We start from the raw sequence: 24,819 nt of genomic DNA, 5'->3' as shown, positions 1-24,819 counted from the left end.
GATCACTTGACGTCATCAGGTCAACTGTTCCGCAGGACGGTGACGGGACCGGACACGGGACCTACTGTGCAGCGCAACCCGGCAACGCATCGTGTGCCATCGCGACGGATCATGCGTCGCTCCTTGGGCCCCCTTTCCCTTCACAGCGCTCGCGACCCGGTCGCGTCGTGCCCTCGTTCCACCGTCCTCACAGGAGGCCGCCATGAGCACACCCGACAGCCGCACCCAGGAGGTGCGGGCCGACGAGCCCGAGGCGGGCGGCCGTGGCTCCCGGCTCCTCGACCTGGTCGAGCGGGCGGGCAACGCGCTACCGCATCCGTTCTGGCTGTTCTGGATCCTGGGCGGGGTCGTCGCCGTCGTCAGCTGGGCGCTGAACGCCTCCGGCCTGCAGGTCGCCGACCCCTCCTCGGGTGACCTCGTCGGCGTACGCAGCGCCCTGTCGGCTGACGCGGTACGAGACCTGGTCACCGGCGCCGAGGAATCCTTCGTCACCTTCGGCCCGCTCGGCGTCGTGCTGATGGTGATGCTCGGCGTGGCGGTCGCCGAGCGTTCGGGACTCTTCGAAGCGCTGGCCCGCCGCATGCTGTCGGGCCTGTCCCCGCGCACGGTCGTCCTGGGCGTGGCCCTGGGCGGTGTGCTGGGGAAGTTCCTGTCCGACTCCGCGTACGTGGTCCTCATCCCGCTCGGGGCGGTGGCCTTCCGGGCCGTGGGCCGCTCCCCCATGCTCGGCATGATCGTCGCGTTCGTCTCCATCAACGCCGCGGGCGACGCCAACCCGCTGATCGCCCCCGGTGACGCGCTCTTCGCCTCCGTGGCCACCGAGGCCGCACGGCTCGTCGACAAGGACGTGGTGGTCCGCGCGACGGACAACATGTACTTCACCACCGTCTCGGCGTTCGTGCTGGCCGGCACCATCGCCCTCGTCGTGGACAAGATCCTCGCCAGACGCGAGCACCACCTGATCCCCGACGCGGACCTGGAGGCCGCCGCGGCGCGGCAGACGGTGGCCGCCGAGGTCGACGACGCCACCGAGCTGCGGGCCCTGAAGCTGACCGGGCTCGCCGTGCTCGGCTACGCCACGCTGATCGTGCTCGCGATGCTGCCCGCCTCGTCACCGCTGCGCGGTGAGGGGGGCGCGATCGTGGAGTCCACCTTCATGAACGCCATAGCCGTCTTCCTCACCCTCTTCTTCCTGATCGTCGGCGCCGTGTACGGGCGGCTCACCGGGCGGATCAGGGGGAGCCGCGCGATACCGGAGTTCATGGCGGACGGAGTGCGCTCCATCGCACCGCTGCTGGTGCTCTTCTTCGCCGTGTCCCAGTTCCTCGCCCTGTTCAAGTGGACCAACATCGCCACGGTCGTCGCGGTCGAGGGCGCGGACTTCCTGAAGCGGTTGGGCGCGCCCACGCTGGTGCTGTTCGCCCTGCTGATCGTCGCGGTCGCGCTGATGAACCTCCTGATCACCTCCGGCTCCGCCCTGTGGACCCTGGTGGCCCCGGCACTGGTGCCGATGCTGCTGCTGCTCGGCACCAACCCGGCCGCCACCATGGCGCTCTACCGCATCGCCGACTCCTGCACGAACTCCATCACCCCGATGAGCACCTCGTTCATGCTCTGTGTCGGCTATCTGCAGACCCTCCGCCGCAAGGCCGGTATCGGCACGCTGGTCTCCTTCACCCTGCCCGTCGCCATGATCATGCTGGTGGTGTGGGTGCTGCTGTTCTTCGCCTGGTATCTGCTGGGCATTCCGCTCGGTCCGGGCGCCCCGGTGCGATGAACTCCGGACGGTCCCGGTGCGGTGACCTCCGCCGTACGCTGACGGCGTGAGCATCGTCCTCGACCTCGGAGGGCTCGGCCCGGCGGACGTCATGGCCGGACCCTCCGCGCTGTCGGAACTGATGGCGAGTCTGCATGTGCTCGCCGAACCGGAGCACCACCCGGAGGCCGTCGGCTGGGCGGCCCGCGCGGTGGCGGCGGGAGACGAGCTGCGCGACGAGCTGTCCGTGTTCGCTCCGCTGTGGGCCCGCTTCCGCTGCCGCCTGTTCTTCCCCCTTGTTCGTCCCGGTACGGCGCCGCTCGCGGCGAGCCTGGACGAGGAACTGGCGGCGATCGCGGCGCTGCCGGCCGAGGAGTTCCTCGATCTGGTGGCACCCGGGGTCCTCGGCACCAACGCGCAGCCCGTGCCGCCGGGCGACGCGCTGCGCGCGGGCGCCTGGGCCGCGGAGGACTACGTACTCCGCTGTCTGCGCCGCTCCTACGCCCGCGGCGAGCTGGCGCGACAGCTGGTGGCGGCACCGCTGGAGCTGCGGGACCGGCTGCTGGCGGTGCTGCGGGCCGCCGACACCGCGTTCTTCGCCGAGGACTGGCGCACTCTGCGGTCGCCCCTGGAGAACCACGCGCGGGACGTACGCCGACGGCTGGCGACCCTCCCCCTGGGGGAACCCGCCTCGCTTCGCTCGCCCGCGGACGTGCTCACCGAGCTCCTGCCGACCGCCGCCCGGGTCGGTCCGGGGGAACGGGTACGGCTGGACAAATTGCAGATCGACGAGGTGAGGGTGGCCCCGCGCCCCCTCGTCCTGGTCCCGTCCGCCCGGGTGTGGCCGCATCTGACGGTCAAGCACGAGCACCCGTCGTGCGTGGTGGTGCAGTACGCGGCGCGCGGCACCACCCCGGTCGAACAGCTGACCGTGCGGGATCTGCACCACCGCCTGATGGCGCTGACCTCGCCCGCCCGGATGGAGCTGTGCCGTCATCTGCTGGGCGAGCCCATCACCACCTCGGAGCTCGCCGCCCGGCTCGGCTCCAGTGAGCCACAGGTCTCCCGCGCCTTGCGGACCCTGCGCGACGCGGGCCTGGTGCGCTCGACCCGGGACGGCAAGCTGGTGCGGCACCGGCTCGCCACGGAGGTCATCCAGCGACTGGGCCACGATGTCCTCGCGACCGTGGCGCGGTGAGGAAGCTCGGTCAGTCCGTGCCGAGGCCGTCGATCAGGCGGTTGAGGAAGCGGGTGAAGGTGGCTTCGGGGGTCAGGGGGCGGGCGGGGGCCGAGAGGGCTTCGGCGAGTTCCGGGTGGTGGCCGTCCGCGGCGACGGTCGCGAGGTAGCGGGCTTCGGCCGCGGCCCGGTCGGGGGAGCCGGCGGCTGCCGCCTGGGTGAGTTCGTGGGTGACGTGTCCGGCGACGAAGGCGGTGAGCTGGGCGAAGACCTCCAGCTTGGCCGCGCCGTCCAGGCCCGTGGGGCGCAGGGCGGTGAGGGCGTGTTCCAGGAAGGCCAGGGTGTTGGGGCCGAGGCTGCGGCGGGTGGACAGGGCGGCGGGCAGCCAGGGGTGGCGCAGCATGTTGGCGCGCTGGAGGTGGGCGATGGTCTTCAGGTCGGTGCGCCAGTCGCCGGTGAGAGCGGCCGATGACGGTAGTTCGCCGCTGACGTGGTCGACCATCAGTTCCAGCAGGGTGTCCTTGTCGGGGGCGTAGCTGTAGAGCGACATGACTCCGGCGCCGACCTGTGCGGCGACCCGCCGCATGGTGACCGCTTCCAGGCCCTCCGCATCCGCCAGGGCCACCGCGGCCGCCGTGATCGCTTCCCGGCTGAAGGCGGGCCTGCGGCCCCTGCGGGCCCGGGGCTGAGCCTCGGACTCGGACGGGGACTGGGGCTGCTGGTGGCTCAGCCACAGCTGTTGCGGGTCGCGGCCCGGCGTGCCGGACCCGTCCTCACGCCTCACGGTCTTCGTACTCCTGTCACTGAGGGCCACTGTCGTCGTCATCCAAGCATCCTCTATTCTCGTACAACGTACGGAAAATCGAGGAGGGGAACGACCATGGCTTCACGCACCCACGACCCCGCGGCGAAACCGGCCTGGACGCCGTCCGCCCGGAAGCCGCCGCTGTCCTCGCGGATGATGAGGGCGATCTGGCGCGGGCTTCCGGAGAAGCGGTACGACGTGGGGTGGGAGCCGGGGTTGGAGGTGCCGGCCGCCGATGGCAGTCCGCTGGTCACGGACCACTACTTCCCCCGTACGGACACGGACGGCGATTGCCCCACCCTTCTGGTGCGCTCGCCGTACGGCAGGGGCCTGCCCTGGTCCCCGCAGTACGGCATGCTCTTCGCCGAGCAGGGCTTCCATGTGATCCTGCAGAGCTGCCGCGGCACCGGCGGCTCGGGCGGTGCGTTCGATCTGTGGCGCAACGAGGCCGCCGACGGCCGGGCCACGGTGGCCTGGCTGCGCGAACAGCCCTGGTTCAACGGGACGTTGGGGACCATCGGCCCCAGCTACCTGGGGTACGTGCAGTGGGCGCTCGCCCTGGACCCGCCGCCGGAGCTGAAGGCGATGGTGGTGCAGGTCGGTCTGCACGACCCGTACGCCCTGTTCTACGCGGACGGTGCCCTGCGGCTGGAGCACGCCCTGCTCGTCGGACTCGGCATGACGTACCAGCACCGGGGGATCATGCCCGTCGCCAAGGCGACGCTGCGGCTGCAGCGCCGTATGCGCGACATCGTGACCGCGCGGCCACTGCGCGGGGCGTACTCCTCCGCTCTCGGGGACGTGCCGTGGCTGGACGACGTGATGACGCACCCGGACGCCGGGGACCCGTACTGGGACGGAGCGTCCCTGGCGGGGGCGGCCGAGGGGCTGAGCGTCCCCACGAGCCTGGTCTCCGGGTGGCACGACGCCCTGGCCGACCAGACCTTCGAGCAGTACGCCCGGCTGCGTGCGGCCGGATGCGACACCGCCCTGCTGGTCGGTCCCTGGACTCACACCTCCGCCATGCAGCAGGGCTGGCCCGAGGTCTTCGCCGAGAGCCTCGCCTGGCTGCGCGCGTACCTGTGCGACGATCCCTCCGAGTTGCGTCCCACGCGTGTGCGCGTGCACGTCGGCGGCGAGGACGTATGGCGGGACCTCGACGACTGGCCATCCCTCTCACCTGTCTCCACCTCGTGGGTTCCCACCCCGAACGGGCACCTCGACCGGCGAGTTCTCACGGCTCCCACTGACGGTGCGGGGTCGGCGCCCCTGGCGTCCCTTCGCTACGACCCGGCCGACCCCACGCCGTCCATCGGCGGTCCCCTGCTGTCCCGGACGGCCGGTGCCCGCGACAACAGTGCTCTGGAAGGGCGAGAGGACGTCCTGACGTTCACCAGCCCACCACTGGCCGAGGCCGTGGACCTCCTCGGTCCGGTCTCCGCGCGGCTGAGTGTCTCCACGGACACCGGGTACGCCGATGTCTTCAGCCGCCTGTGCGACGTGGACGCGCAGGGCCGCTCCACCAACGTCTGTGACGGGCTGGCTCAAGTGGAGACAGTGGGGGAAGGGCCCTCGGAGGTCACCGTGCCGATGAGTTCCACCGCCTACCGCTTCCCGGCCGGGCACCGGATTCGCTGGCAGATCAGTGGGGGTGCGCATCCGCGGTACGCCCGCAACCCGGGGACCGGCAAGTCGGCGGTGGAGGCCGTCGACTTCACGGCGATACGCATCACGCTGCACGACGGCTCCGTGCTGGAGCTTCCCGACGGGTCCCGGACTGCGTGAACGCCCGGACACGCGGACAGGCCGTTCGCATGCGAGTGCGAGGATGGGGACATGTTCGTACAGCTGCTCGCGGCGGTCGGCGTGCTTGCCGTCCTGACGATGGTTCCCGGGCCGGACATGGCGGTCGTGACGAAGCGGGCGGTGGCCTGCGGCTGGCGGGACGGGCTGCGGACGGTCGGCGGTATCACGGCCGGACTGCTCGTCTGGGGCGTGCTCACGGTGGTCGGACTGGCGGCAGTCCTGGCGGCGTCCGCCACGGCCTACACCGCCGTCAAGCTGGTCGGGGCCGGGTATCTCGTCGTCCTCGGGATCCAGTCGCTGCTCGGCAGCCGGAAGAAGCGGGCGCTTGAACAAGGGGGAACGGCGCCGGCCGGGAATCCGTGGCGGACGGGGCTGGTCAGCAACGTCTTCAACCCCAAGATCGCTGTCTTCTACACCGGCCTGCTGCCGACACTCGCGCCCACCGGCCTGTCTCCCCACGCCGGCATGGCACTTCTGGTGCTGCTGCACGCAGGGCTCACTGTCCTCTGGCTCAGTGGTTATGTCGCGCTGCTGTCCAAGGCCCGTACCTTCTTCGAACGGCCCGCCGTGCGCCGGGCCATGGACCGGGTGACCGGAGTCGTCCTGATCGGCTTCGGCGTCAAGGTCGCGGGGACGCAGCCCTGATGGTCGGGCTGGCCGGGCGGGCCGGGTCGGGCGTCGTCAGGCCCACACCAGGGCGAACACGGCGAGCACGAGGGGCCGCGGCGCCGCAGGGAACGGGTGAGCGCGAGACACTCGGCGTCCGTGGCGGACGAGGTCGGGGACGTGGACGTCATGCGCGGAGACGTCGGCCGTCGCTTCCTCCCGACGGCTTCGGCTCAACTCGATCCGCATCGGGAATACCCGTGAGTACCCCACCTACGGTCACCGACAGCGGGCAGGATTCACGTGACGCGTGGTGACAAGTGACCGACCGGCCGGGGGAGCCTGCCATGCCGTACAGCTCCGCGGAGTGGCACGCGCGCAGTCTGCTGGGGGCGGTGTCGCCGGAAGCGCGCGGTGAGTTGCTCGAACTGGGCGTGCCCGCACGGTTCGAGGCCGGGAAGGTGCTGCTGAGCGAGGGCGCCCGGGACCGGCATGTGCTGGTGCTGCTGTCCGGCTTCGCCAAGGTGACGGCACGGGTGGAGAACGGCGAGGAGTCCCTGCTCGCGGTCCGGGTCGGCGGGGACAGTATCGGGGAGATGGCCGCGTTCGACGGTGCCCCGCGCTCGGCCACCGTGACGGCGTGCGGGCCGCTCACGGCCCGGCTGGTGCAACCGGGCCCGCTGCACGCCCTGTTGGTCCGGCGTCCGGAGGTGCATCTGGCGCTGACCGGGATCATCGCCCAACGCCTGCGCTGGGCCAACCGCAGGCGTCTCGACTTCAAGGGCCCCGTCCTGGCCAAGGTCCTCAGCGGCGCCACGACCTACGACACCCTCCTCGGCGCCCGCCACCGGGCCAGCCGCACGCTGTTCGCCGAGGAACTCCAGGTCCAGCACACCTGCGCCCGCATGGAGTACGACGTCCAGCGCCACCGGGTGGAGTGGGACACGACCGACCGCATGCGCCGCCTGGAGCAGGAGCACCAGCGGGCCCAGGCCGAGCGGGCGGCCCAGGAACGGGCGGAGCTGGAGACGAGGATGGGCCGGATCATGCGGGCACGAGGGGCATGAGACCCGCTTGATCCGGAAACGGTTCGAAAGATTCGAGTAACGGAATTCTACATTCCGGCTGGGATGTCGCCCCTTCTCTCACCATCTCTGGCCCATCCCAGCCCCAACTCGCCCTGGACCAGCGGATACACACCGCAGCCCCCTGACGCGAGCCAACGAATCTTTCGCAACAATCACCGAAACCATTGACAGTTGACAGGGCCCGGCCAACACTCCCGGGTGACAGAGCACCCCCGTCCACCCCACGAGGACGATGGAGGAAGCACCCCATGAGCAACGCACTCAGCCGCTTACGGCTGCTCATCAGCGGTGTCAGCACGATGCTGCTGGTCGCGGTGGCCGCCCTGGCCCTGCCGGGCACCGCCCACGCCGACACGGTCGTCACGAGGAACCAGACCGGCACCCATGACGGCTACTACTACTCGTTCTGGACCGACAGCCAGGGCACGGTCTCCATGAACCTGTCCGCCGGCGGCAAGTACAGCACCTCATGGCGAAACACCGGGAACTTCGTCGCCGGCAAGGGCTGGAGCAACGGCTCCCGCCGCACCGTGACCTACTCCGGCACCTTCAACCCGTCCGGCAACTCCTACCTGACCCTCTACGGCTGGACGGCGAACCCGCTCGTCGAGTACTACATCGTCGACAACTGGGGCACCTACCGGCCCACGGGGACGTACAAGGGCACCGTCACCAGCGACGGCGGCACGTACGACATCTACAAGACCACGCGCTACAACGCCCCGTCCGTCGAGGGCACGAAGACCTTCGACCAGTACTGGAGCGTGCGGCAGTCGAGGCGGACGGGCGGCACCATCACCACCGGCAACCACTTCGACGCGTGGGGCCGGGCCGGGATGCCCCTGGGCAACTTCAAGTACTACATGATCATGGCCACCGAGGGTTACCGGAGCAGCGGCAGCTCCTCCATCACGGTGCGCTGACGATGGCAGCCACACACCGCCTCGCGCTGCTGACCGCCCTGGTGACGGCGGCGGCAGCCACCCTCACCGCCGCCACCGCCACCGCCGCCCCGGAGCGGGCCGCCGCCTGCAACGGATACGTCGGGCTCACCTTCGACGACGGCCCGTCCGGCAACACGACGAGACTGCTCGACGCGCTCCGGCAGAACGGGCTGCGGGCCACGATGTTCAACCAGGGCCAGTACGCGGCCGCCAACCCGTCCCTGGTCCGCTCCCAGGTGGCCGCCGGTATGTGGGTCGGCAACCACAGCTACACCCACCCGCACCTGACCCGGCTCAGCCAGGCGCAGATCGACTCGGAGATCTCCCGGACCCAGCGGGCCCTCGCCAACGCGGGAGGCGGCACCCCGAAACTGTTCCGCCCGCCGTACGGCGAGACCAACGCGACGGTGAAGTCGATCGCGGCCCGGCACGGCCTGACCGAGATCATCTGGCAGGTGGACTCACAGGACTGGAACGGCGCGAGCACCGACGCGATCGTCCAGGCCGCCGGCCGCCTCACCAACGGCCAGATCATCCTCATGCACGACTGGTCCGCCAACACCCTCGCGGCCGTCCCGCGCATCGCCCAGGGCCTGACGGCCCGGGGCCTGTGCGCGGGGATGATCTCCCCGCAGACGGGGCGCGCCGTGGCGCCCGGCTGAGGGACGCTCAGAAACGGCGCGATGGCCGCCCGGGCCATCGCGCCACCCTGGCGGTGGGCCCGCGTACTTGAGTACGCGGGCTCATGACGGACCGCCCCGCACCCGCGACCATGGCCGTATGAAGAATCGGGGAATGCTTTCCGCGGGGGCCGCGCTCGCTCTTGGTGTGCCTGTCGCCGCTTGGGGGCTGATGGGACAGCGGAACCACGACGGGCTGCCCGCGAGTGAGCTCGACTACGCCTACCAGCCGTGGGGCATCGGGGACGGTGCCGCGGCGGTCATCGGCGGTCTCGCCCTGGTGCTGGCGGGGGCCGGCGCCGCGGTGCTCGTGCGGGCGGCGCGGCGTGGGACGCTGGACCGGCGATGGTGGGGGGTGCTCGGGCCGCTCGTGATCGTCGGGCTCATGGCCGGTGTGGGCTGGCGGATCCTGACCGCGGGCGTGGTCGGAGCCAACATCGGAGCCGGGATGCTGATCATCCTCGGTACGCCGGTCGCGGCCGGGCTGCTGCTGTGGGCCGTGGGCCGGGGCGTGTGGCTGGCGACGCGGGGGCACGGGGGCGGCACCGGCGGGCCCGGGCGTGTGGGCGGGATCTCGCCGCGCGGCGTGTGACGGCCGGGCCGGATGGCCGAAACACCACGGTCGGGGGCGGCGGGAGCGGACGACTTCACTGTCAGGCCAGGTGGTTCGCCTAGGTTGGTGAGCCGGTCCCCCTTCCCCATCCCCAGGAGCCCTGCCGTGCTCGACGACAGCCTGCGTGCCCGTATCGACACCTCCAAGCCGCACTCGGCCCGCTTCTGGAACTACTTCGTGGGCGGCAAGGACAACTACGAGGTCGACCGCGAGATCGGCGACCAGATCAAGTCGATCTTTCCGGGCCTGGTCGACGTGGCGGTCACGAGCCGCCGGTTCCTGGGACGGGCCGTCCGGCATCTGGCCGAGGAGCAGGGCGTGCGGCAGTTCCTCGACATAGGCACCGGGTTGCCGACCGCCGACAACACGCACGAGGTCGCCCAGCGCGTGGCACCGGACGCCCGGATCGTGTACGTCGACAACGACCCCATCGTGCTGGCCCACGCCAACGCGCTGCTCACCAGCACGCCCGAGGGCGTCACCGCGTATCTGGACGCCGACCTGTACGACCCCGAGGCCGTCCTGGAGGCCGCCGCGGGCACGCTCGACCTCTCCCGGCCGGTCGGCCTGATGATCCTCAACACGCTCGGGCATGTCGCCGACTACGGGCAGGCGCGTGAGCTGGTGCGGCGGCTCATGGCCGGGCTGCCGGCCGGCAGCCACCTGGTGATCAGCGACAGCACGGCCACGAGTGAGGGCATGATCGCGGCGTCGGAGGCCTACAACTCGAGTGGGGCGGTGCCGTATTACGTCCGTCCGGTTGCCGAGATCGCCGGGTTCTTCGAGGGGCTGGAGTTGGTGAGGCCGGGGGTGGTGCGGGTGCCGGAGTGGCGGCCGGAGCGTTCTGGCGGTGCCGAGCTCGATACGGCTGTGGATGCGTACTGCGGCGTTGGCCGCAAGTTGTAGCCGGTTCGTGGTCGAGTGCAGCGCCGCTGTGGCTGGTCGCGCAGTTCCCCGCGCCCCTGAAGAGCGCAGTTCCTCGCGCCCCTGAAGAGCAAAGGGTCTTCCCCCAGACGGGCCTATCCCCTCAGCCACCCACAACCCCCGGACGATAATCAGGGAATGGTCACCCCACCTCCCGTCTCCGAGCCGCGCGGCCGTCTGGTCGGGGATCTTCTGGTGGTGGGTGAGGCGTACTCGCTCGTTCTCGCGGGCGGGTACGCGGTGCTGGCGCACGGGCTGGTGGAGCGGGCCGGGCCGGATGTGGACGTGGCCACCGAGCACCCCGCCGGGATGGACGCCATCGCCGGCACCGTCCGGACCGGGCTGGTGGCGCGCGGCTGGCTCGTGCAGACCCGGGAGACCGAGCCGCTGTCCGCCCAGTTCCTCGTCACGGACGCGGCGACCGAGCAGGAGTACGACGTCGGCGTCCACAAGGAGGTGCTGTGGCGCCCGCCCGTGCTGACGGAGCTCGGGCCCGTGCTCTCCCTCGACGACCTCGTCGGCACCAAGGTGCGGGACCTGGCCGACCGGGGACTCGCCCGCGACCTGGTCGACGTACACGCCGCCTCGGCCCGCTGGAGCCACCCCGAACTCGAGGAACTCGGCCGCCGCCACGCCCCCGACACCTTCGACCTCAGCGACCTCCAGGCCCGGCTGACCGGCACGGACTGGATCGACGACCGGGCGTTCACCGTCCATGGCCTCGAGGTCTCCGCCGTCGCCGGACTGCGCCGCTGGGCGCAGGAGTGGGCCGACGACATCGCGGAACGGCTCATCGAAGGTGAGGCCCCGGACGAGGAGTGACCGGTACGCCACCGGACGGGCCGAGGGCTGTCCGACCGCTCGGTACCCTGACCCGATGGGGAACGGGGCAGGCGGACAGGTGGGTGTCGTCGCCGCGCTGGTGCGGGCGGCCTTCCTGGTGGACGGTGTCTACGCGGAGGCCAGCCGGGCGTACGGGCTGACGCCCCAGCAGGGACAGCTGCTGTGCGTGCTGATGCCGCAGCCGTACGGGATGGGTGAGCTCGGGGAGACGCTCGGGCTGGCGAAGTCGAGCCTGACGGGGCTGGTGGACCGGACGGTGCGCCGGGGGCTGGTACGGCGGGAGGCCGACCCGCGGGACGGCCGGGCCGTGCGGGTGGGACTGACGGAGGAAGGCGCCTCCCTCGCCGAAAAGTTCTACGCCGAGACCGTACGCCGGATGGAGGCCCTGCCGGCCGGGCTCAACGGCGCCGAGCGGGAACGGCTGGCCGTGCTGCTGTCGCGGGTCGTGACCGACAACGAGGTTCCCGAGGTGTTCGTGGAGGCGGCGAAGGACGGCTTCGGAATCGACCAGCCGGAGGCGTAGCAGCCGTACGGCCGGGGTCATGACTCCCGGGCCACGGCCGGCACCGCCCGCTCCTCGCGCCTTCCCGCCGCCATCAGGGACAGCGTCACGCCCGTCGACACCGCGGCCATCGCCGTCATCGCCACGGCCGGAGAGGTCAGTTGGGCCACGGAGCCCGCGAGCGCCGCTGCCACGCCCTGCATCGTGAGCATCCCCGCCGAGTGCAGGCCCAGGGCATGGCCCGTCAGGGCCTCGGGGGTCAGGGCCACCAGGCGCTCCTGCTGCACGAGGCTCGCGCCGAAGCCGACGGAGGCCAGGGTGACCGCGGCAGCCGCGAGCGGGAGCTTCGGGTGCAGGAGGAAAGGCACGTACGGGACGGCCAGGAGCAGCAGGAGCGGGAAGCCGAGGCGGGGACGCAGGCGCGGCGGGAGCAAGCGGCCCACCAGGACGTCACCGGCCAGCATGCCCAGCGCGGCACAGGCGAACAGGGTGCCCGCGGCCTCGGGGGCGTAGGAGACGTAGAGGGATTCGCAGCCGACGATCAGGCCGTTGGGAATCCAGAGGGCCAGGTAGACCTGGCGGCGGGGCGCGGACGACCACAGCAGCGCGTTGGCGCGCCAGGTCGCGGCGACCGAGGGGCGGCCCGCCGTACGGGGCGGGCGGCGGGTCAGGCTCAGGCGGACGACCGCGGCCGCCGCGACGTACAGCGCGGCGGCCACCAGCAGCGACACCCGTGGGGACAGCAGCGCCACCAGGGCGCCGCCGGTCGCGTAGCCGGCGATCTGCATGAGGCCGCTCATCATGTTGAAGACGGAGCGGCCGAGCAGATAGCCGTCCTTGGAGAGGATCTCGTTCAGCAGGCCCCAGCGCACTCCCCCGCCCACCGACTCCACAAGACCCTTGGCCAGGACGATCACGAAGAGGGACCAGACCGGCAGGCCGGGCAGCGCCAGTGCGGCCGTGGCCGCGGCGAAGAGCAGGGGCAGGGCGGTCAGGGCCGCGCGCGGGGGCAGGCGGTCGGCCGCCGAGAGCAGGAACGTCGCGCCCAGCACCTGCACCAGCGACGAGCCGAACATGCTCACCGCGGACAGCAGCGGCGACTCGGTCGCCCGGTACACCAGGGTGCCCAGGGCCAGGCCGCCCATCGTCTGGGCCACCGTCTGGGCCGACGCGGCCAGGAAGAACGGGGTGAACTCGGGGGTGCGGAACAGATCGCGGTAGCTGCGCATGCGCGGAGTCTGTGGCGGCCCGCAGGGCATGGTTATTGTTTCGCGCGGGTGCGAAACGTCGGGGGTGCGCGATGGGCTGGTGGCAGGTCAACGCCGACACCCTGGCCGGGAGCCGGTTCGTGCTCTCCCCGCTCGCCGAGACCTTCGCCTGCCTCCAGTTGCTGCACCGGGGTACACCCGCACACCCCGGCGAACAGGCCTGGCTGCGCGACCATCTGCCCGGCTACCGGGCCCGTCTGGCCGCCGACCCCGTGACCGCGCTGCTCGTCCGCGCCGGACTGGGCCGGTCCTGGATCGCCGACTTCCTCACGCCCACCCCGAGGAGCCCGGAGACCTTCGAGGAAGGGGTGGCACGGGTGCGGTCCGCCCGGCCCGACGCGGCCCGTGCCAACCTGCGGATCTCCCTCGCCGGCCCGCTTCCCGCAAGCCTGGACCGGGACGACCTCCCCGAGCGCGCGGCCGGCCTGTTGTCCTACGTCTGGACCGAGACCGTACGACCGGACTGGGACCGGCGCCGGCGGGTGCTGGAGGCTGACGTGGTCGCCCGGACCGCGCAGGTGAGCCGGGGCGGCTGGGCGGCGGCGCTGGACACGCTGCGACCGGGCCGGACCCGGTGGCTGGGCGACAACCGGCTCCAGGTGAATCTGCACGAGTACCCGCCCCGCGAGATCTCGGGCGCCGAGCTGCTGTTCGTGCCGGTCACCCCGAAGACCGGCTGGGTGTCCTGGGAGGAGCCCGACCGGTACGCGGTGGTCTACGCGTGCGCGGGCGCACTCGCCGACCCCGGTGGCACACCCGTGCCCGCGAGCCTCGGCGCGCTGCTCGGCACCGCCCGTGCCGGTGTGCTGGTCCGGCTCGGCTCCCCCTTGAGCACCAGCCAGCTGGTCGCCGTGACCGGGCAGGGGCTCGGCTCGGTGGGGCGGCATCTGCGGGTGCTGCTGGACGCCGGTCTGGTGGAGCGGCGGCGGGCGGGCAGGTCGGTGCTGTACTCGCGGACGGTGGCGGGGCAGGTCCTGGTGGACGCTGTGGAGGCCGGGAACCGGGCCGGCACCCGCCGGAGCTAGGCTCCGGGCATGACGACTACCAACGGTTCCTCTCCCCTCGACGTCGAGATCGGTGCACTGCAGGGCGGTTCCGCCGACCTGTCCCAGTACGCGGGCAAGGCCGTGCTCGTGGTGAACGTCGCCTCCAAGTGCGGTCTGACCCCGCAGTACACGGGGCTCGAGAAGCTCCAGGAGCAGTACGCGGAGCGCGGCTTCACCGTCCTCGGCGTGCCCTGCAACCAGTTCCTCGGGCAGGAGCCCGGCAGCGCCGAGGAGATCGCCGAGTTCTGCTCGGCGACGTACGGCGTGACCTTCCCGCTGACCGAGAAGGTCGAGGTCAACGGCGACGACCGGCACCCGCTGTACGACCGCCTGACCGGCTTCGCCGACGCCGAGGGGCACAGCGGCGACATCCGCTGGAATTTCGAGAAGTTCCTCATCGGCCGGGACGGCCAGGTGGTCGCCCGCTTCTCGCCGCAGACCGAGCCGGAGTCGGCCGAGGTCGTGACGGCGGTGGAGGCCCAGCTGGGCTGACACCCGGCTGCTTGACCTTGCCCCTGGGGCAGGCCCGAGCGTCCTCGTCACCGGGCGGAAGAGCCGCCCGGTGACGGAGGATGTGTGGTGGACGTACCGGACCAGGAACTGCTCACCATCGGGGCGTTCGCCACGCGCGCCCGGCTCTCGGCCAAGGCCCTGCGGCTGTACGACCGGCTGGGGCTGCTGGCCCCGGCGCATGTCGACGAGGCCACGGGCTACCGCTACTACCGTGCCGGCCAGGTCGAACGGGCCCGGCTCGTGGCCATGCTGCGGCAGTTGGACATGCCGCTCGCCCGGATCGCCGAGGTGGTCGCGGCGGGCGACGGGCCCGCGGCGGCCGCTCTGCTCGGCGCGTACTGGGCGGACGTCGAGGCACGGGTCGCGGGGCAGCGGACGCTCGCCGAGTACCTCCGTGGACGACTGTCGGGGAGGAGCTCCGAGATGTACCGGAAGTTCGCGATCGAGACGGTGGACGTGCCCGCGCAGGTGGTGATCACCGAGACCCGGCATGTGCTGGCGGGCGAGCTGACCGCGTGGATCGGGGCGTCGCTGGGCCGGCTGGAGTCGGCGGCGCGGGAGTGCGGCGGCGTCACGGCGGCGCCCTTCGTCGTCTACCACTCCGAGGTGTCGATGGAGAGCGACGGCCCTGCCGAGTCCTGTGTACCCGTGGCGGACGAGGCGGCGGCGCGGGCGTGGGTCGAGAAGCACAGCCGGTCCTGGGGGACGAAGGTGGCGGTGCACCCGGCCCAGCGGCTGGCCTACACCCGGATCACCAAGGCGCAGGTGGCCCATCCGCAGATCATGGCGGCCTTCGAGGCGGTGGAGGAGTGGATCGCCCGGGAGGGTCTGGAACAGGCCGGCCCGTGCCGGGAGGTGTACTTCGCCGACTGGGAGGCGACGGGGGCGGAGGACCCGGTGTGTGACGTGGCGTTCCCCGTGAGCTGATCCCGCTGGTCCTCCTCGGATCCCCGGGGCACGAGCGGAGCCCTCTCGGCAAGGACGGCGATGCTGGTCGAGAGGGCTCTGTCGGTGGTGCTTGTGCTGTTGTCGAGCGCGAGGTCAGGCCTTGACCGAGGTCACGAAGGCGTTCCACGCGTCGGCGGGAAACGCCAGCTTGGGGCCCTCGGGGATCTTGGTGTCCCCGAGCTCCAGGGCCTCGTCGACGGTCGACCTGACCATCACGCACGCGCCGTTGTTGTTGGTGTAGGAGGACGTCGTCCACGTTTCCGTGGCGCCCAGACGAATTGCCATGTTCGCTCCGTAGCCAGTTGCGTTTACGCCAACCCGTGCTGATGGGTGGCGTGATCGACGCTACTCGCCAACATCCTCGTTCGGAGCAGCCATTCACTCGACCGGATGGCATATTCCAGGGGAGACTTCCAGTCAGGCGTGTCAGAGGTGTAGCATCCCGCGCTTTGCCCGCTGAAAGGCCTTCACCCGACGGCGGATCAGCGCGCGTAATCCTTCGCCACACGCTCGATGAGCTGCCGCGACTGGTCCACGTTCAGCGACTGGGCGCGCAGATGCTCGTACATCACCGTGTACTTCTGCACGTCGAGCGGCTTCTCCAGGTACAGGTCGCTGGTGACGCCCTCGATGTACACCACGCTCGAGTCGGCCGCGTCGGCGAACTCCAGGATCGAGTACTGGCCGTTGATACCGGCGTGCGCGCCGACCTCGAACGGCAGGACCTGCACGGTGATGTGGGGCAGCTGGGACATCTCGACGAGGTGCTCCAACTGCTCGCGCATCACCGGGCGGCTCCCGACGGTCCGGTGCAGGGACGCCTCGTCCAGGACCACCCACAGCCGCAGCGGGTCCGTCTCGGCGGTGATACGGCCCTGTCTGCGCAGCCGGACCTCGACGCGCTTGTCGTTGTCCGCCTCCGACGCCTCGGGCGAGCCGCCCCGGATGATGGCCTCGGCGTACGCGCGCGTCTGCAACAGGCCGGTGATGATCTGCGGTTCGTAGACCCTGAGCGACTCGGCGTCCGTCTCCAGGCCGATGTAGACGCTGTAGGGGATGTCCCCGAAGGCGTGCCACCAGCCCTGCTGGCGCGAGTCCTTGGCCATCTGCATCAGCGACTCGACGATGCGCTGGTCCTCTACCTCGTAGACCCCGCACAGATCGCGCACGTCACGCTGGCTGATGCTGCGCCGGCCGTTCTCCAGCCTGCTGATCTTCGACTGCGACACCAGCAGCCGCTCGGCGACCTCTTCGGCCGTCATGCCCTTGAGCTCGCGGAGCCTGCGGAGCTCCTGGCCCAGCCGGCGCCGCCTGACGGTGGGATTGACATTGGACGCCACGGGACGTGCACCTCCGGCTGCGTGCCTCTACTTTGCGTATCTGCTGCTGAGCAGACTGCCACCAAGGTGCTTCCTACCGCTGGGAAACGGTGGATATGCGACGGGTACACGCCAGTTCGGACAGGCACGCCGAGCGGGGCGGGGAGAGTGTGTGCTCTCCCCGCCCCGCTCGGACAGCGGCTCCCGTGACCGGGTCGTGGGTGCGGCGTGGTGCCGGTGGTGCGGCGCGGCTCAGTGGGCCGGGACGCGGGCCATGCTTGCGCGGTGCGGCTGCATCGGAACACCGCGGGCGGGTTCCGCTGCGGCCCTGGCTCCGCCGGCGGCCTGGCGGCCGGGCGGTGCCGGGTTGCGGCGCGGCTGCGCCGCCACGCCGTTCTGGACGTCCATCACGGCGTGCGCCACGAGACCGCCCATGGGGTCGTGCCTGATCAGGTCCCGCAGCCGGGACCGGGACGAACGTCCCTCGTTCCCCGGATACAGGTGCTTGCCGAGGCCGACCGCGTGCGCCAGGGCGGCGAGCGCTGCGGTCCGCGGGTCCGGCGGTACGCCGGTGCGGATCGCGGAATCCAGCCTGGCCTTGATCTCCCGGCTGATTTCGGTGTCCGTCGCCTGGTAACGAGTCGTCGGCAGCACTCCGCACATCTGGCCGGCCACGGCATGCACCATGCCGCACCGCTCCAGATGCGAGAGGTAGGTCTGGCGGAGCCCCAGTCGCGGCCCGCCAATCCAGTGGACGGCCCGCACGGGAGCGCCACGCCTTCGCAGCAACTCCAGTGCGCAGTCCAGTGTTGGATCTCCAGTCGGCCGTGGGGCTACCACGGCGATACGATCCCCGTCTGGGGCTATCCGTCCGGCCAGCGCCAGCTCTACTAGCTGTGCTCCGGCCAGACCGAGGTCGAGCGACTGCGGCTGTGCAGTGGTACCCGTGGTCGGGTCCAATGCCAGCAGCAGAAGCTCTTCCGGAAGTGTTCTGCGGCTCCTGCCCATCCATGCCTCCCCGCGTGGATGAAAGACAGGGTGACCCCTCTCACATTGGTCTGTCGAGGGTGCGTGACCGGTTCGTAGTGGAACCAGTAGGTATGTCGTTCTCGTCTACCGGTTGGGTTCGACCCGTACACAGGACACTGGTACATGGTTCGGACAGCGCCGAGGAGCGGTGTCACGGCGGCGGTTCACGGTTCGTTACGCGTACGCGGGGAGTGCGGCGCGAGGAGGAGGCATCGGTGGCGGGCGAGTCCCCCGACAGGTCGAAGAAGCGCGAGTCGTCGGCACAACGGACGTCGGGGAGCGCGAGTCCGGTTCCCGAGGCCAGGAGCGAGGCGTCCGCGGAAGCCCGCGACCCGCGCCTCGCGGTGGCCCGGGACGCGGAGAAGTCCTCGGCACGCGGCGGCGTCGATACGGCGACCCGCGTGTTCTCCGTACGCACAGAGGACGAGCCGACGGACACGCCGCCCGATGCCGCCGACCCCAAGCAGCTCACGGACGCGACGGGTGACGCCGAGCAGGGTGCCGACGACGCGGACGTCGAGGGCGCGGACGTCGAGGGCGCGGCGGGTGACGCCGGCGACGGCGACAGCGACGCGGGCGCGGACGACGCGGCGGCTGAGGAGTCCCAGGAGCCTGCGGAGGCGTCTGCGGAGGGCGCCGACGGTGATTCGGGCTCCGGCGAGGCCGACAGTTCCGACGAGGCTTCCGGCTCCGCCGAGTGCGGTGAGTCCTCCGGCTCCGGTCGGGGCGACGACACCGCGGGCAGTGACGGGCGGCTGCGGGACGCGGTGGCCGCTTGGGTCGCGTCGGCGGACGCGGACGAGGACGCGGACGCGGACGCGGGCAAGGAGCCCGCGGAGAGCGCCGAGAAGGACTCCACGGACCGTCGGCAGGCCGCCGAGGACGAGCCCACGGACGCCGAGACGGACGGCCAGGAGGCCGAGAGCGCGGACGAGTCCACGGAGACCGACACGGACGCCCCGGACGGCCAGGAGGCCCCCGAGAGCGCGGGCGAGCCCACGGACGCCCCTGGGGCCCAGGAAGCCGCAGAGGAGGCGTCCGAGGGCGCCGATGCGAGCCAGGACGAGGACGACGAGCCCGAGGCGGACCGTTCCGCCACCGCCGACAACGCGGACGCGGACGCCCCCGAGGCAGAGGCAGAGACCGAAGCCGACGCCGACAGTGAGCCGGGCACCGCCGAATCCGAGGCCGGAACGAAGCCCGCCGAGGGCGACGGCACGGCGAGTGGCGCCGGCAGCACCCCGAAGACCAACAGCACCCCGGACACCGGCGCCAAAGCCTCCAAGCCCAAGGGCCCGCGCGCCACCCACGACGACGCCGAGTCCTCCCCGAAGGCCGGCGCGGACACGGACAGCTCCCCCGAAGACAAGTCCGGCACCGAAGGCGAAGGCGAAGGCGAAGGCACCGGGAAGTCCGGCGTCGATCAGCCCACCGCCGTCTTCAAGGCCCCGCGGCCGGCGGTTGATCAGCCGACCACGATGTTGAAGATCGGGGGCGCGACCAAGGACAAGGGCGCTCCCGAGAAGGACGCCGAGCGGACCAGCAAGTTCGTCGCGCTCAAGCCGCTGGACGACCCGGCGACGCGGAAGCCGGCCGCACCGCCCGCACCCGCACCCGCCGAAGCCACCGCCCCCGTCCCCACCGTCAGCCCCGAGCGGACCACGCAGCAGCCGTTGCCGCCGCGGCCGCCGCTCGACATGCTGGCCGAGCTGACGAACACCCCGCCGCCCCCGGACACCCCGCTGCGGACGGCCGTACGGCGGGTGAAGATCTGGACGCCGCTGGCGCTGCTGCTCGTGATCGTCTTCGCGGTCGTGCAGAACGTGCGCCCGCTGCCGGCGCCCACGCTCCAGCTCACCGCGAAGGACAGCTACACGTTCGAGGGCGGCAAGGTCGACATCCCCTGGCCGGCCGACGGCCAGGCCGCGCTGGACGTGCAGGGCATCGGTACGTTCGGCTCGTCCGGCGAGCAGAAGCCCGTGCCGATCGCGAGTGTCGCCAAGGTCATGACCGCCTATGTGATCCTGCGCGATCACCCGCTCAAGAGCGGTGAGGACGGGCCGAAGATCGGGATCGACCAGGCCGCCGAGGATCAGTCCGACGCCGGCCAGGAGTCCACCGTCGATGTGACCAAGGGCGACAAGATCAGCCAGCGGGAGGCCCTGGAGAGCATCCTGATCGCGTCCGCGAACAACGTGGCGCGACTGCTCGCCCGCTGGGACGCGGGGTCCGAGAAGGCGTTTGTGCAGAAGATGAACGACGCCGCCAAGGACCTCGGCATGAAGAACTCGACGTACACCGACCCGTCGGGCCTGAACAACACCACCGTGTCCACGGCCGTGGACCAGGTGAAGCTCGCCCGGGCCGCCATGGAGCAGCCCGCCTTCCGCGAGGTCGCGACGATGATGTCGTACGTCGACTACAAGGGCACCAAGCACGACAACTGGAACCGCCTGGTCGGCTACAACGACGTCACCGGCATCAAGACCGGCACCACCACCTCGGCGCTCGGCAACCTCGTCTTCTCCGCGCGGAAGGACGTCGACGGCGAGATCCACCGGGTCATCGGCGCCGTGGTGCGCCAGCCCGCCGGCGGTCCGGACAACACGATCCTGGGCGCCGCGCTGCACGAGGGCGACAAGCTGATCCGGGCCGCGCAGGGCGCGCTGGAGTCGGCGACGATCCTGAAGAAGGGCGACATCGTCGGGTACGCCGACGACGGTCTGGGCGGCCGTACGCCGGTCGCCGTCACCGAGGACGTCACGGCCGTCGGCTGGGCGGGCCTGTCCGTCAAGCTGACGTTCGCGGCGGACGAGCTGCCGCACACGGCCAAGGCCGGCCAGAAGGTGGGCACGCTCACCGTCGGTGACGGCAGCACCAGCGCGGTCAAGGTTCCGGTCGCCCTCCAGAAGGACCTCGTGGAGCCGGGCTTCGCGGACAAGCTCACGCGCATCGGCTGAGCCGCGTCGCCCACCCGCACCACCGCACCCCGCTGCTGGGGCCTTCTGGTGGATCTCCGCAGGAGAAGGAGCGGCGTTCGGTGCGTGCGATCGGCGTGCGGTGCGGAGGGTCATGTGGCGGAGCCACCTGTCCCTCCGCACCGTGCGGCGAGGGTGCATGCCGGGCGGTGCGACGCTGCGGAGATCCATCAGGAGGCCCCTGGCGGCCCGTCCGGGCTCTGCCCGGCGGGGTGCGTGCTAGCGTCCCGAATCGGGGCAGGTCGCCGTCCGCGGCGGCGCGGCTGCGAACCGAGGGTGAACGGTACGCGGCCGGGAAGCAGAAGCTGAGAACAGAAGACGGGACACGGGGAGTGCCTTTCAGTGGCCACTGCGGAGCCGACACGCACCGAGAACGCCGATCCGGGCCCGGGATCCGGCCCGCGAATAGGCATGCCCGCGACGCGGGAAGCCGACGTACGGGATGCTGACGGCACGACCGGCCGTGAGCGCGAGACCCGGCTGCGGACCGCCGTACTGACGCTGCGTGAGCGCATGCTGCGCCACCCCGTCCTGTCCGTCACCGGCCTCGCCGGAGTGCTCCACGTCGTCTGGTTCTTCACGTTCGCGAACAGCGGCGGTGACCTCGCCGCGCAGGACGCGTGGGCCGAGTTCGTCGGCCGGCACCCGGACTCGGCGTACAACCTCGCCTGGTACGGCGGGATGCACCCGGTGTCCTACAGCGTCGTGTCGCCGTATCTGATGTCGGTGCTCGGCGTGCGGACGACGATGATGATCGCGGGGACGGTGTCGGCCGGGCTGCTGACGCTCCTCCTGCTGCGCAGCCGGTCCGTCCGCAATCCCCTCTGGGCGTCGCTGGCGGGCGTGTTCGGGCTGTTCTGCAACGCGGTGTCCGGGCGGGTGACGTTCGGCCTCGGCATGATGTTCGCGCTCGGCGCGGTCGCCGTCGTGTTCTGCTGGCCGTACAGGTGGCGTTACAAGCGCTGGGCGAAGGCCCTGAGCGCGGCGCCGCTGGCCGCGCTGGCCACCATGGCGTCGCCCGTCGCGGGTCTGTTCGTGGGCCTGGTGGCGGTCGCGCTGTTCCTGCAGAAGCGGCGGCCGGGCGCGTGGGCGCTGGGGCTGGCGCCGAGTGCGGTGGTGGGCGTGTCGGCGCTGCTGTTCCCGTTCTCGGGGACCCAGCCGATGATATTCGGCTCGGTGATCCTGCCGGTCGCGTTCTCGGCCCTCGCCTACGCCCTGGTGCCGAGGGACTGGAAGACGGTCCGGCTGACGGCGGCGGTGTACGGGCTGGGCGTGGTGCTGGTGTGGCTGATCAGCTCCCAGATCGGGTCCAACATCACGCGTCTCGCGATGCTGTTCGCCGGGGTCGCGCTGGTGGCCGCGCTGCCGTACACGGTGCCGCGCGGCCGCAGGTGGTACACGGTCGTGGTCGCGATGGTCGGTTTCACCGTGTGGATCGGCTTCAAGACGGTCGACGACATCGTGCACACCGCCCCGGCGGCGTCCTGGTCGCGCGAGCTGGCGCCGCTGCTCAACGAGTTGCAGGAGGTCGGCGCCGAGAAGGGCCGGGTGGAGGTCGTCCCCGCCCGCTCCCACCGGGAGGCCGCCGCGCTCGCCCCGTACGTCAACCTGGCCCGGGGCTGGATGCGCCAGGCCGACATGGAGCGCAATCCCCTCTTCTACGACGACACGCTCAACTCGGCGAACTACCGCGAGTGGCTGCAGCGCTGGGGCGTGCACTACGTCGTGCTGCCCAAGGGCGAGCCGGACGGCGACGGCGGCGTGCGGGAGCGGGCGCTGGTGCAGCGCGGGCTGCCGTATCTGACCCAGGTCTGGGGCGACGCCAACTGGCAGCTGTTCAAGGTCACCGACCCCACCCCGCTGGCCGAGCCGAACACGGTCGTCGAGCGGGCCGAGCAGGGCGAGATGGTGCTCCGGGTGAAGAAGCCGGGCCGGATCCTGGTCCGTATCCCGTACACGCCGTGGCTGAGCGTCGTCGACTCCGAGGGCAAGAGCCTGAAGCCGCCGCGGGAGACGGAGGAGTCCAGGAACCGGCCCGAGGGCGAGCCGAAGACGTACGTCAACGTCAACGGCTGTCTGATGGACACGGAGGAGGACGCGCAGGGAGTGCGGTGGACGGAGCTGCTCGCGCCGAAGGCGGGGACGTACCGGCTGGCGGCGCCGTATCAGTTCCCCCGGGGGCTGCCCTGCCCGCAGGAGCTGCGCTGACCCGCCGGCTCCCGCACCCTCAGCGGAGCCGGTCCACGTAGGTGTCGGTGCCCGGCAGGGTCGGTACGAACGGTGCCACCAGTTCCACCCTGCCGAGCCCCGACTCCGCCACCACCGCGTCGAGGCCCGTGAAGCGGTCCTCCCAGCACTCCCTGGGGTCCGTCTGGAGGAACCACAGCAGGGTCAGGCGGGTGTCGACGCCCTCGACCTGCTTGACGTAGGTCATACGGTCGCCGGGGAGCGGGGTCGGGCGGAAGACCGTCACCATCGCCGCCGGGGAGCCCGCGAGGCGCTTCGGCAGGTGGCGGGAGCGCAGCCACTCCAGCAGTTCGGCGCGCTGCTCGGGGGTGTCGGCCTCGACGACCTGGAGGACCAGGCCCGCGTAGGGGTGGTCGAGGGCGTGCTGGTCCCTCGGGCCCGCCGCGCCGTCCCGGTACACCGTCGCCTCGTGGTCCTGGAACGCGGTGAGGACGTGGGTGCGGTCCTGGTAGACGCGGCCGTCGCGGTTGAGGCGCTTGTTGATGGAGACCGTCCAGCGCATGTGGTCGTCGTAGCGGCCCGCGGTGATCCAGTACGTGGAGAGGTAGCAGCCCGTGGTGACGGGCTGGGCGATCGCCGACTTCTCGGGGTAGCGCAGGAGTTGCAGGTCCCGGGTCGCCACCCAGCGGCGGCCGGCGTACATCCAGGGCATGGCCATCGCGCCGGCGTAGTAGTGGTCGTCCTCGTACCAGCGGTTGTAGGCGTACTCGTGGCCCGGGTGCGGTTCGACCATGGTGATCAGGGCGTGGCCGGGGTGGGTGCCGTAGGGGCCGACGGCGGCCAGTTCGGCGTACAGCTCGCTGCGGGTTTCGTCGCTCATGAGAGGACCATCCCTTCCCCTTCGTCTGTGACAGGCCCATACTCTGACGCTCCGTCAGATAAAGCGCCAGGGTCCGGCGTCCGGTTCCGGCTTCGGGGAGGTCCTGCCATGTCACTGCTCGCGGGGAAGACGGTCGTGGTGTCGGGGGTCGGGGCCGGTCTGGGGCGGCAGGTCGCGGCGGCCGTCGTACGGGACGGCGGCCGTGCCGTGCTCGGCGCCCGTACGGAGGCGAACCTGGCGAAGACGGCCGCCGAGCTCGATCCGGACGGGGCGCGCACGGCGTACCGGGCCACCGACATCACCGACGAGACGCAGTGCGAGGCGCTGGCGGGGCTGGCGGCGGAGCGGTTCGGGCGGATCGACGCGATCGTGCATGTGGCCGCGCTGGACAACTACTTCGGCGGTGTCGAGGACGCGGACTTCGAGGCCTGGCGTTCGGTGCTGGACGTGAACCTGCTGGGCACGCTGCGGATGACCCGGGCCTGCCTGCCGGCGCTGAAGGAGGGCGGCGGCGGGTCGGTGGTGTTCGTCGGGACGCAGTCGGCGGTGGCGGCTCCGTCCCAGGTGCGGCAGGCGGCGTACGCGGCCTCGAAGGGGGCGCTGACGAGCGCGATGTACTCGCTGGCGCGGGAGCTGGGCTCGTACCGGATCCGGGTCAACACCGTGCTGCCGGGCTGGATGTGGGGGCCGCCGGTGCAGGCCTATGTGCGGTTCACGGCGCAGACGGAGGGCGTGTCCGAGGCGGCCGTACTGGAGCGGCTGACCGGGCGGATGGCGCTGCCCGAGCTGGCCGCGGACTCGGATGTGGCCGACGCGGCGGTGTTCCTGGCGTCGGAACGGGCCCGGGCGATCACTGGGCAGTCGTTGCTGGTCAACGCCGGGGAGTTGATGCGATGAGTTCATGTAG

Annotated in this window: 23 protein-coding genes; 17 read left to right on the top strand and 6 right to left on the bottom strand. The window is 71.4% G+C overall.

Going from position 1 to position 24,819, the window contains the following annotated elements:
* The first annotated feature begins 202 nt into the window (after positions 1–202).
* On the top strand, positions 203–1,777 hold the full coding sequence (locus tag OG542_RS23370; protein WP_328413537.1) for an AbgT family transporter: 1,575 nt from the start codon (positions 203–205) through the stop codon (positions 1,775–1,777).
* A 46-nt stretch (positions 1,778–1,823) separates the two neighbouring features.
* Positions 1,824–2,954 carry an ArsR/SmtB family transcription factor gene (locus tag OG542_RS23365; protein WP_328413536.1) on the top strand — a complete coding sequence of 377 codons (1,131 nt, stop codon included), beginning with the start codon at positions 1,824–1,826 and terminating at the stop codon, positions 2,952–2,954.
* A 10-nt stretch (positions 2,955–2,964) separates the two neighbouring features.
* Here the strand turns inward: OG542_RS23365 and OG542_RS23360 are convergent, their stop codons facing one another.
* On the bottom strand, positions 2,965–3,759 hold the full coding sequence (locus tag OG542_RS23360; RefSeq protein WP_408057784.1) for a TetR/AcrR family transcriptional regulator C-terminal domain-containing protein: 795 nt from the start codon (positions 3,757–3,759) through the stop codon (positions 2,965–2,967).
* Between the two features lie 54 nt (positions 3,760–3,813).
* Between OG542_RS23360 and OG542_RS23355 the strand changes: the two genes are divergently transcribed.
* The 9 genes from OG542_RS23355 (at position 3,814) to OG542_RS23315 (ending at position 11,765) form a co-directional block, all read left to right on the top strand.
* On the top strand, positions 3,814–5,523 hold the full coding sequence (locus tag OG542_RS23355) for a CocE/NonD family hydrolase (RefSeq protein ID WP_328413535.1): 1,710 nt from the start codon (positions 3,814–3,816) through the stop codon (positions 5,521–5,523).
* A gap of 51 nt (positions 5,524–5,574) precedes the next feature.
* Positions 5,575–6,189 (top strand): LysE family translocator, encoded by a 615-nt coding sequence (locus OG542_RS23350; RefSeq protein ID WP_328413534.1) that lies wholly within the window; start codon positions 5,575–5,577, stop codon positions 6,187–6,189.
* 308 nt (positions 6,190–6,497) lie between these two features.
* Entirely contained in the window at positions 6,498–7,217 is a 720-nt protein-coding gene (locus OG542_RS23345) for a Crp/Fnr family transcriptional regulator (protein ID WP_328413533.1), read from the top strand.
* A gap of 269 nt (positions 7,218–7,486) precedes the next feature.
* Positions 7,487–8,161, top strand: a complete 675-nt coding sequence (locus tag OG542_RS23340; RefSeq protein WP_328339949.1) for a glycoside hydrolase family 11 protein — start codon at positions 7,487–7,489, stop codon at positions 8,159–8,161.
* A gap of 2 nt (positions 8,162–8,163) precedes the next feature.
* Positions 8,164–8,844: a polysaccharide deacetylase family protein gene (locus OG542_RS23335; RefSeq protein ID WP_328413532.1), complete on the top strand. Its 681-nt coding sequence runs from the start codon at positions 8,164–8,166 to the stop codon at positions 8,842–8,844.
* Positions 8,845–9,010: 166 nt separating this feature from the next.
* The gene (locus OG542_RS23330; RefSeq protein WP_328413531.1) at positions 9,011–9,454 is read left to right on the top strand and encodes a hypothetical protein; all 444 of its coding nucleotides are present in this window, start codon (positions 9,011–9,013) and stop codon (positions 9,452–9,454) included.
* Positions 9,455–9,580: 126 nt separating this feature from the next.
* On the top strand, positions 9,581–10,381 hold the full coding sequence (locus OG542_RS23325) for an SAM-dependent methyltransferase (protein WP_328413530.1): 801 nt from the start codon (positions 9,581–9,583) through the stop codon (positions 10,379–10,381).
* Between the two features lie 156 nt (positions 10,382–10,537).
* Positions 10,538–11,221 (top strand): nucleotidyl transferase AbiEii/AbiGii toxin family protein, encoded by a 684-nt coding sequence (locus OG542_RS23320; protein ID WP_328413529.1) that lies wholly within the window; start codon positions 10,538–10,540, stop codon positions 11,219–11,221.
* A 55-nt stretch (positions 11,222–11,276) separates the two neighbouring features.
* Positions 11,277–11,765, top strand: coding sequence for a MarR family winged helix-turn-helix transcriptional regulator (locus tag OG542_RS23315; protein WP_328413528.1), 489 nt, complete (start codon positions 11,277–11,279; stop codon positions 11,763–11,765).
* A 17-nt stretch (positions 11,766–11,782) separates the two neighbouring features.
* Here OG542_RS23315 and OG542_RS23310 read toward each other — a convergent pair whose 3' ends face one another.
* Positions 11,783–12,973, bottom strand: coding sequence for an MFS transporter (locus OG542_RS23310; protein WP_328413527.1), 1,191 nt, complete (start codon positions 12,971–12,973; stop codon positions 11,783–11,785).
* A 71-nt stretch (positions 12,974–13,044) separates the two neighbouring features.
* On the opposite strand from OG542_RS23310, the gene OG542_RS23305 reads away from it, so the two are divergent.
* The 3 genes from OG542_RS23305 (at position 13,045) to OG542_RS23295 (ending at position 15,498) form a co-directional block, all read left to right on the top strand.
* Positions 13,045–14,037, top strand: a complete 993-nt coding sequence (locus OG542_RS23305) for an ArsR/SmtB family transcription factor (RefSeq protein ID WP_328413526.1) — start codon at positions 13,045–13,047, stop codon at positions 14,035–14,037.
* A gap of 9 nt (positions 14,038–14,046) precedes the next feature.
* A complete protein-coding gene (locus OG542_RS23300) occupies positions 14,047–14,550 on the top strand; it encodes a glutathione peroxidase (RefSeq protein WP_229873146.1) in 504 nt (167 codons plus the stop codon).
* An 84-nt stretch (positions 14,551–14,634) separates the two neighbouring features.
* Complete coding sequence (locus OG542_RS23295) at positions 14,635–15,498, top strand: MerR family transcriptional regulator (RefSeq protein WP_328413525.1); 864 nt, start codon at positions 14,635–14,637, stop codon at positions 15,496–15,498.
* A 114-nt stretch (positions 15,499–15,612) separates the two neighbouring features.
* Here OG542_RS23295 and OG542_RS23290 read toward each other — a convergent pair whose 3' ends face one another.
* The 3 genes from OG542_RS23290 to OG542_RS23280 all read right to left on the bottom strand — a co-directional run bounded on the left by OG542_RS23290 (position 15,613) and on the right by OG542_RS23280 (position 17,846).
* Complete coding sequence (locus tag OG542_RS23290; RefSeq protein WP_193479878.1) at positions 15,613–15,804, bottom strand: DUF397 domain-containing protein; 192 nt, start codon at positions 15,802–15,804, stop codon at positions 15,613–15,615.
* Positions 15,805–16,001: 197 nt separating this feature from the next.
* Positions 16,002–16,859, bottom strand: a complete 858-nt coding sequence (locus OG542_RS23285) for a helix-turn-helix domain-containing protein (protein ID WP_328413524.1) — start codon at positions 16,857–16,859, stop codon at positions 16,002–16,004.
* 231 nt (positions 16,860–17,090) lie between these two features.
* Positions 17,091–17,846, bottom strand: a complete 756-nt coding sequence (locus tag OG542_RS23280; protein ID WP_328413523.1) for a GOLPH3/VPS74 family protein — start codon at positions 17,844–17,846, stop codon at positions 17,091–17,093.
* 236 nt (positions 17,847–18,082) lie between these two features.
* Between OG542_RS23280 and OG542_RS23275 the strand changes: the two genes are divergently transcribed.
* Positions 18,083–20,827: a D-alanyl-D-alanine carboxypeptidase gene (locus OG542_RS23275; protein ID WP_328413522.1), complete on the top strand. Its 2,745-nt coding sequence runs from the start codon at positions 18,083–18,085 to the stop codon at positions 20,825–20,827.
* Positions 20,828–21,187: 360 nt separating this feature from the next.
* Positions 21,188–23,053 carry an MFS transporter gene (locus OG542_RS23270; protein ID WP_328413521.1) on the top strand — a complete coding sequence of 622 codons (1,866 nt, stop codon included), beginning with the start codon at positions 21,188–21,190 and terminating at the stop codon, positions 23,051–23,053.
* Between the two features lie 19 nt (positions 23,054–23,072).
* On the opposite strand, the gene OG542_RS23265 is transcribed toward OG542_RS23270, so the two are convergent.
* Positions 23,073–23,912: a hypothetical protein gene (locus tag OG542_RS23265; protein WP_328413520.1), complete on the bottom strand. Its 840-nt coding sequence runs from the start codon at positions 23,910–23,912 to the stop codon at positions 23,073–23,075.
* Positions 23,913–24,020: 108 nt separating this feature from the next.
* Between OG542_RS23265 and OG542_RS23260 the strand changes: the two genes are divergently transcribed.
* On the top strand, positions 24,021–24,809 hold the full coding sequence (locus OG542_RS23260; RefSeq protein ID WP_311126229.1) for an SDR family oxidoreductase: 789 nt from the start codon (positions 24,021–24,023) through the stop codon (positions 24,807–24,809).
* The last annotated feature ends 10 nt before the right edge of the window (positions 24,810–24,819 follow it).

The sequence above is a fragment of the Streptomyces violaceus genome (assembly GCF_036014075.1).
Classification (GTDB): domain Bacteria; phylum Actinomycetota; class Actinomycetes; order Streptomycetales; family Streptomycetaceae; genus Streptomyces; species Streptomyces violaceus.
The sequence above is the reverse complement of the archived record's forward strand: the minus strand, read 5'-3'. Positions and strand labels throughout refer to the sequence as shown.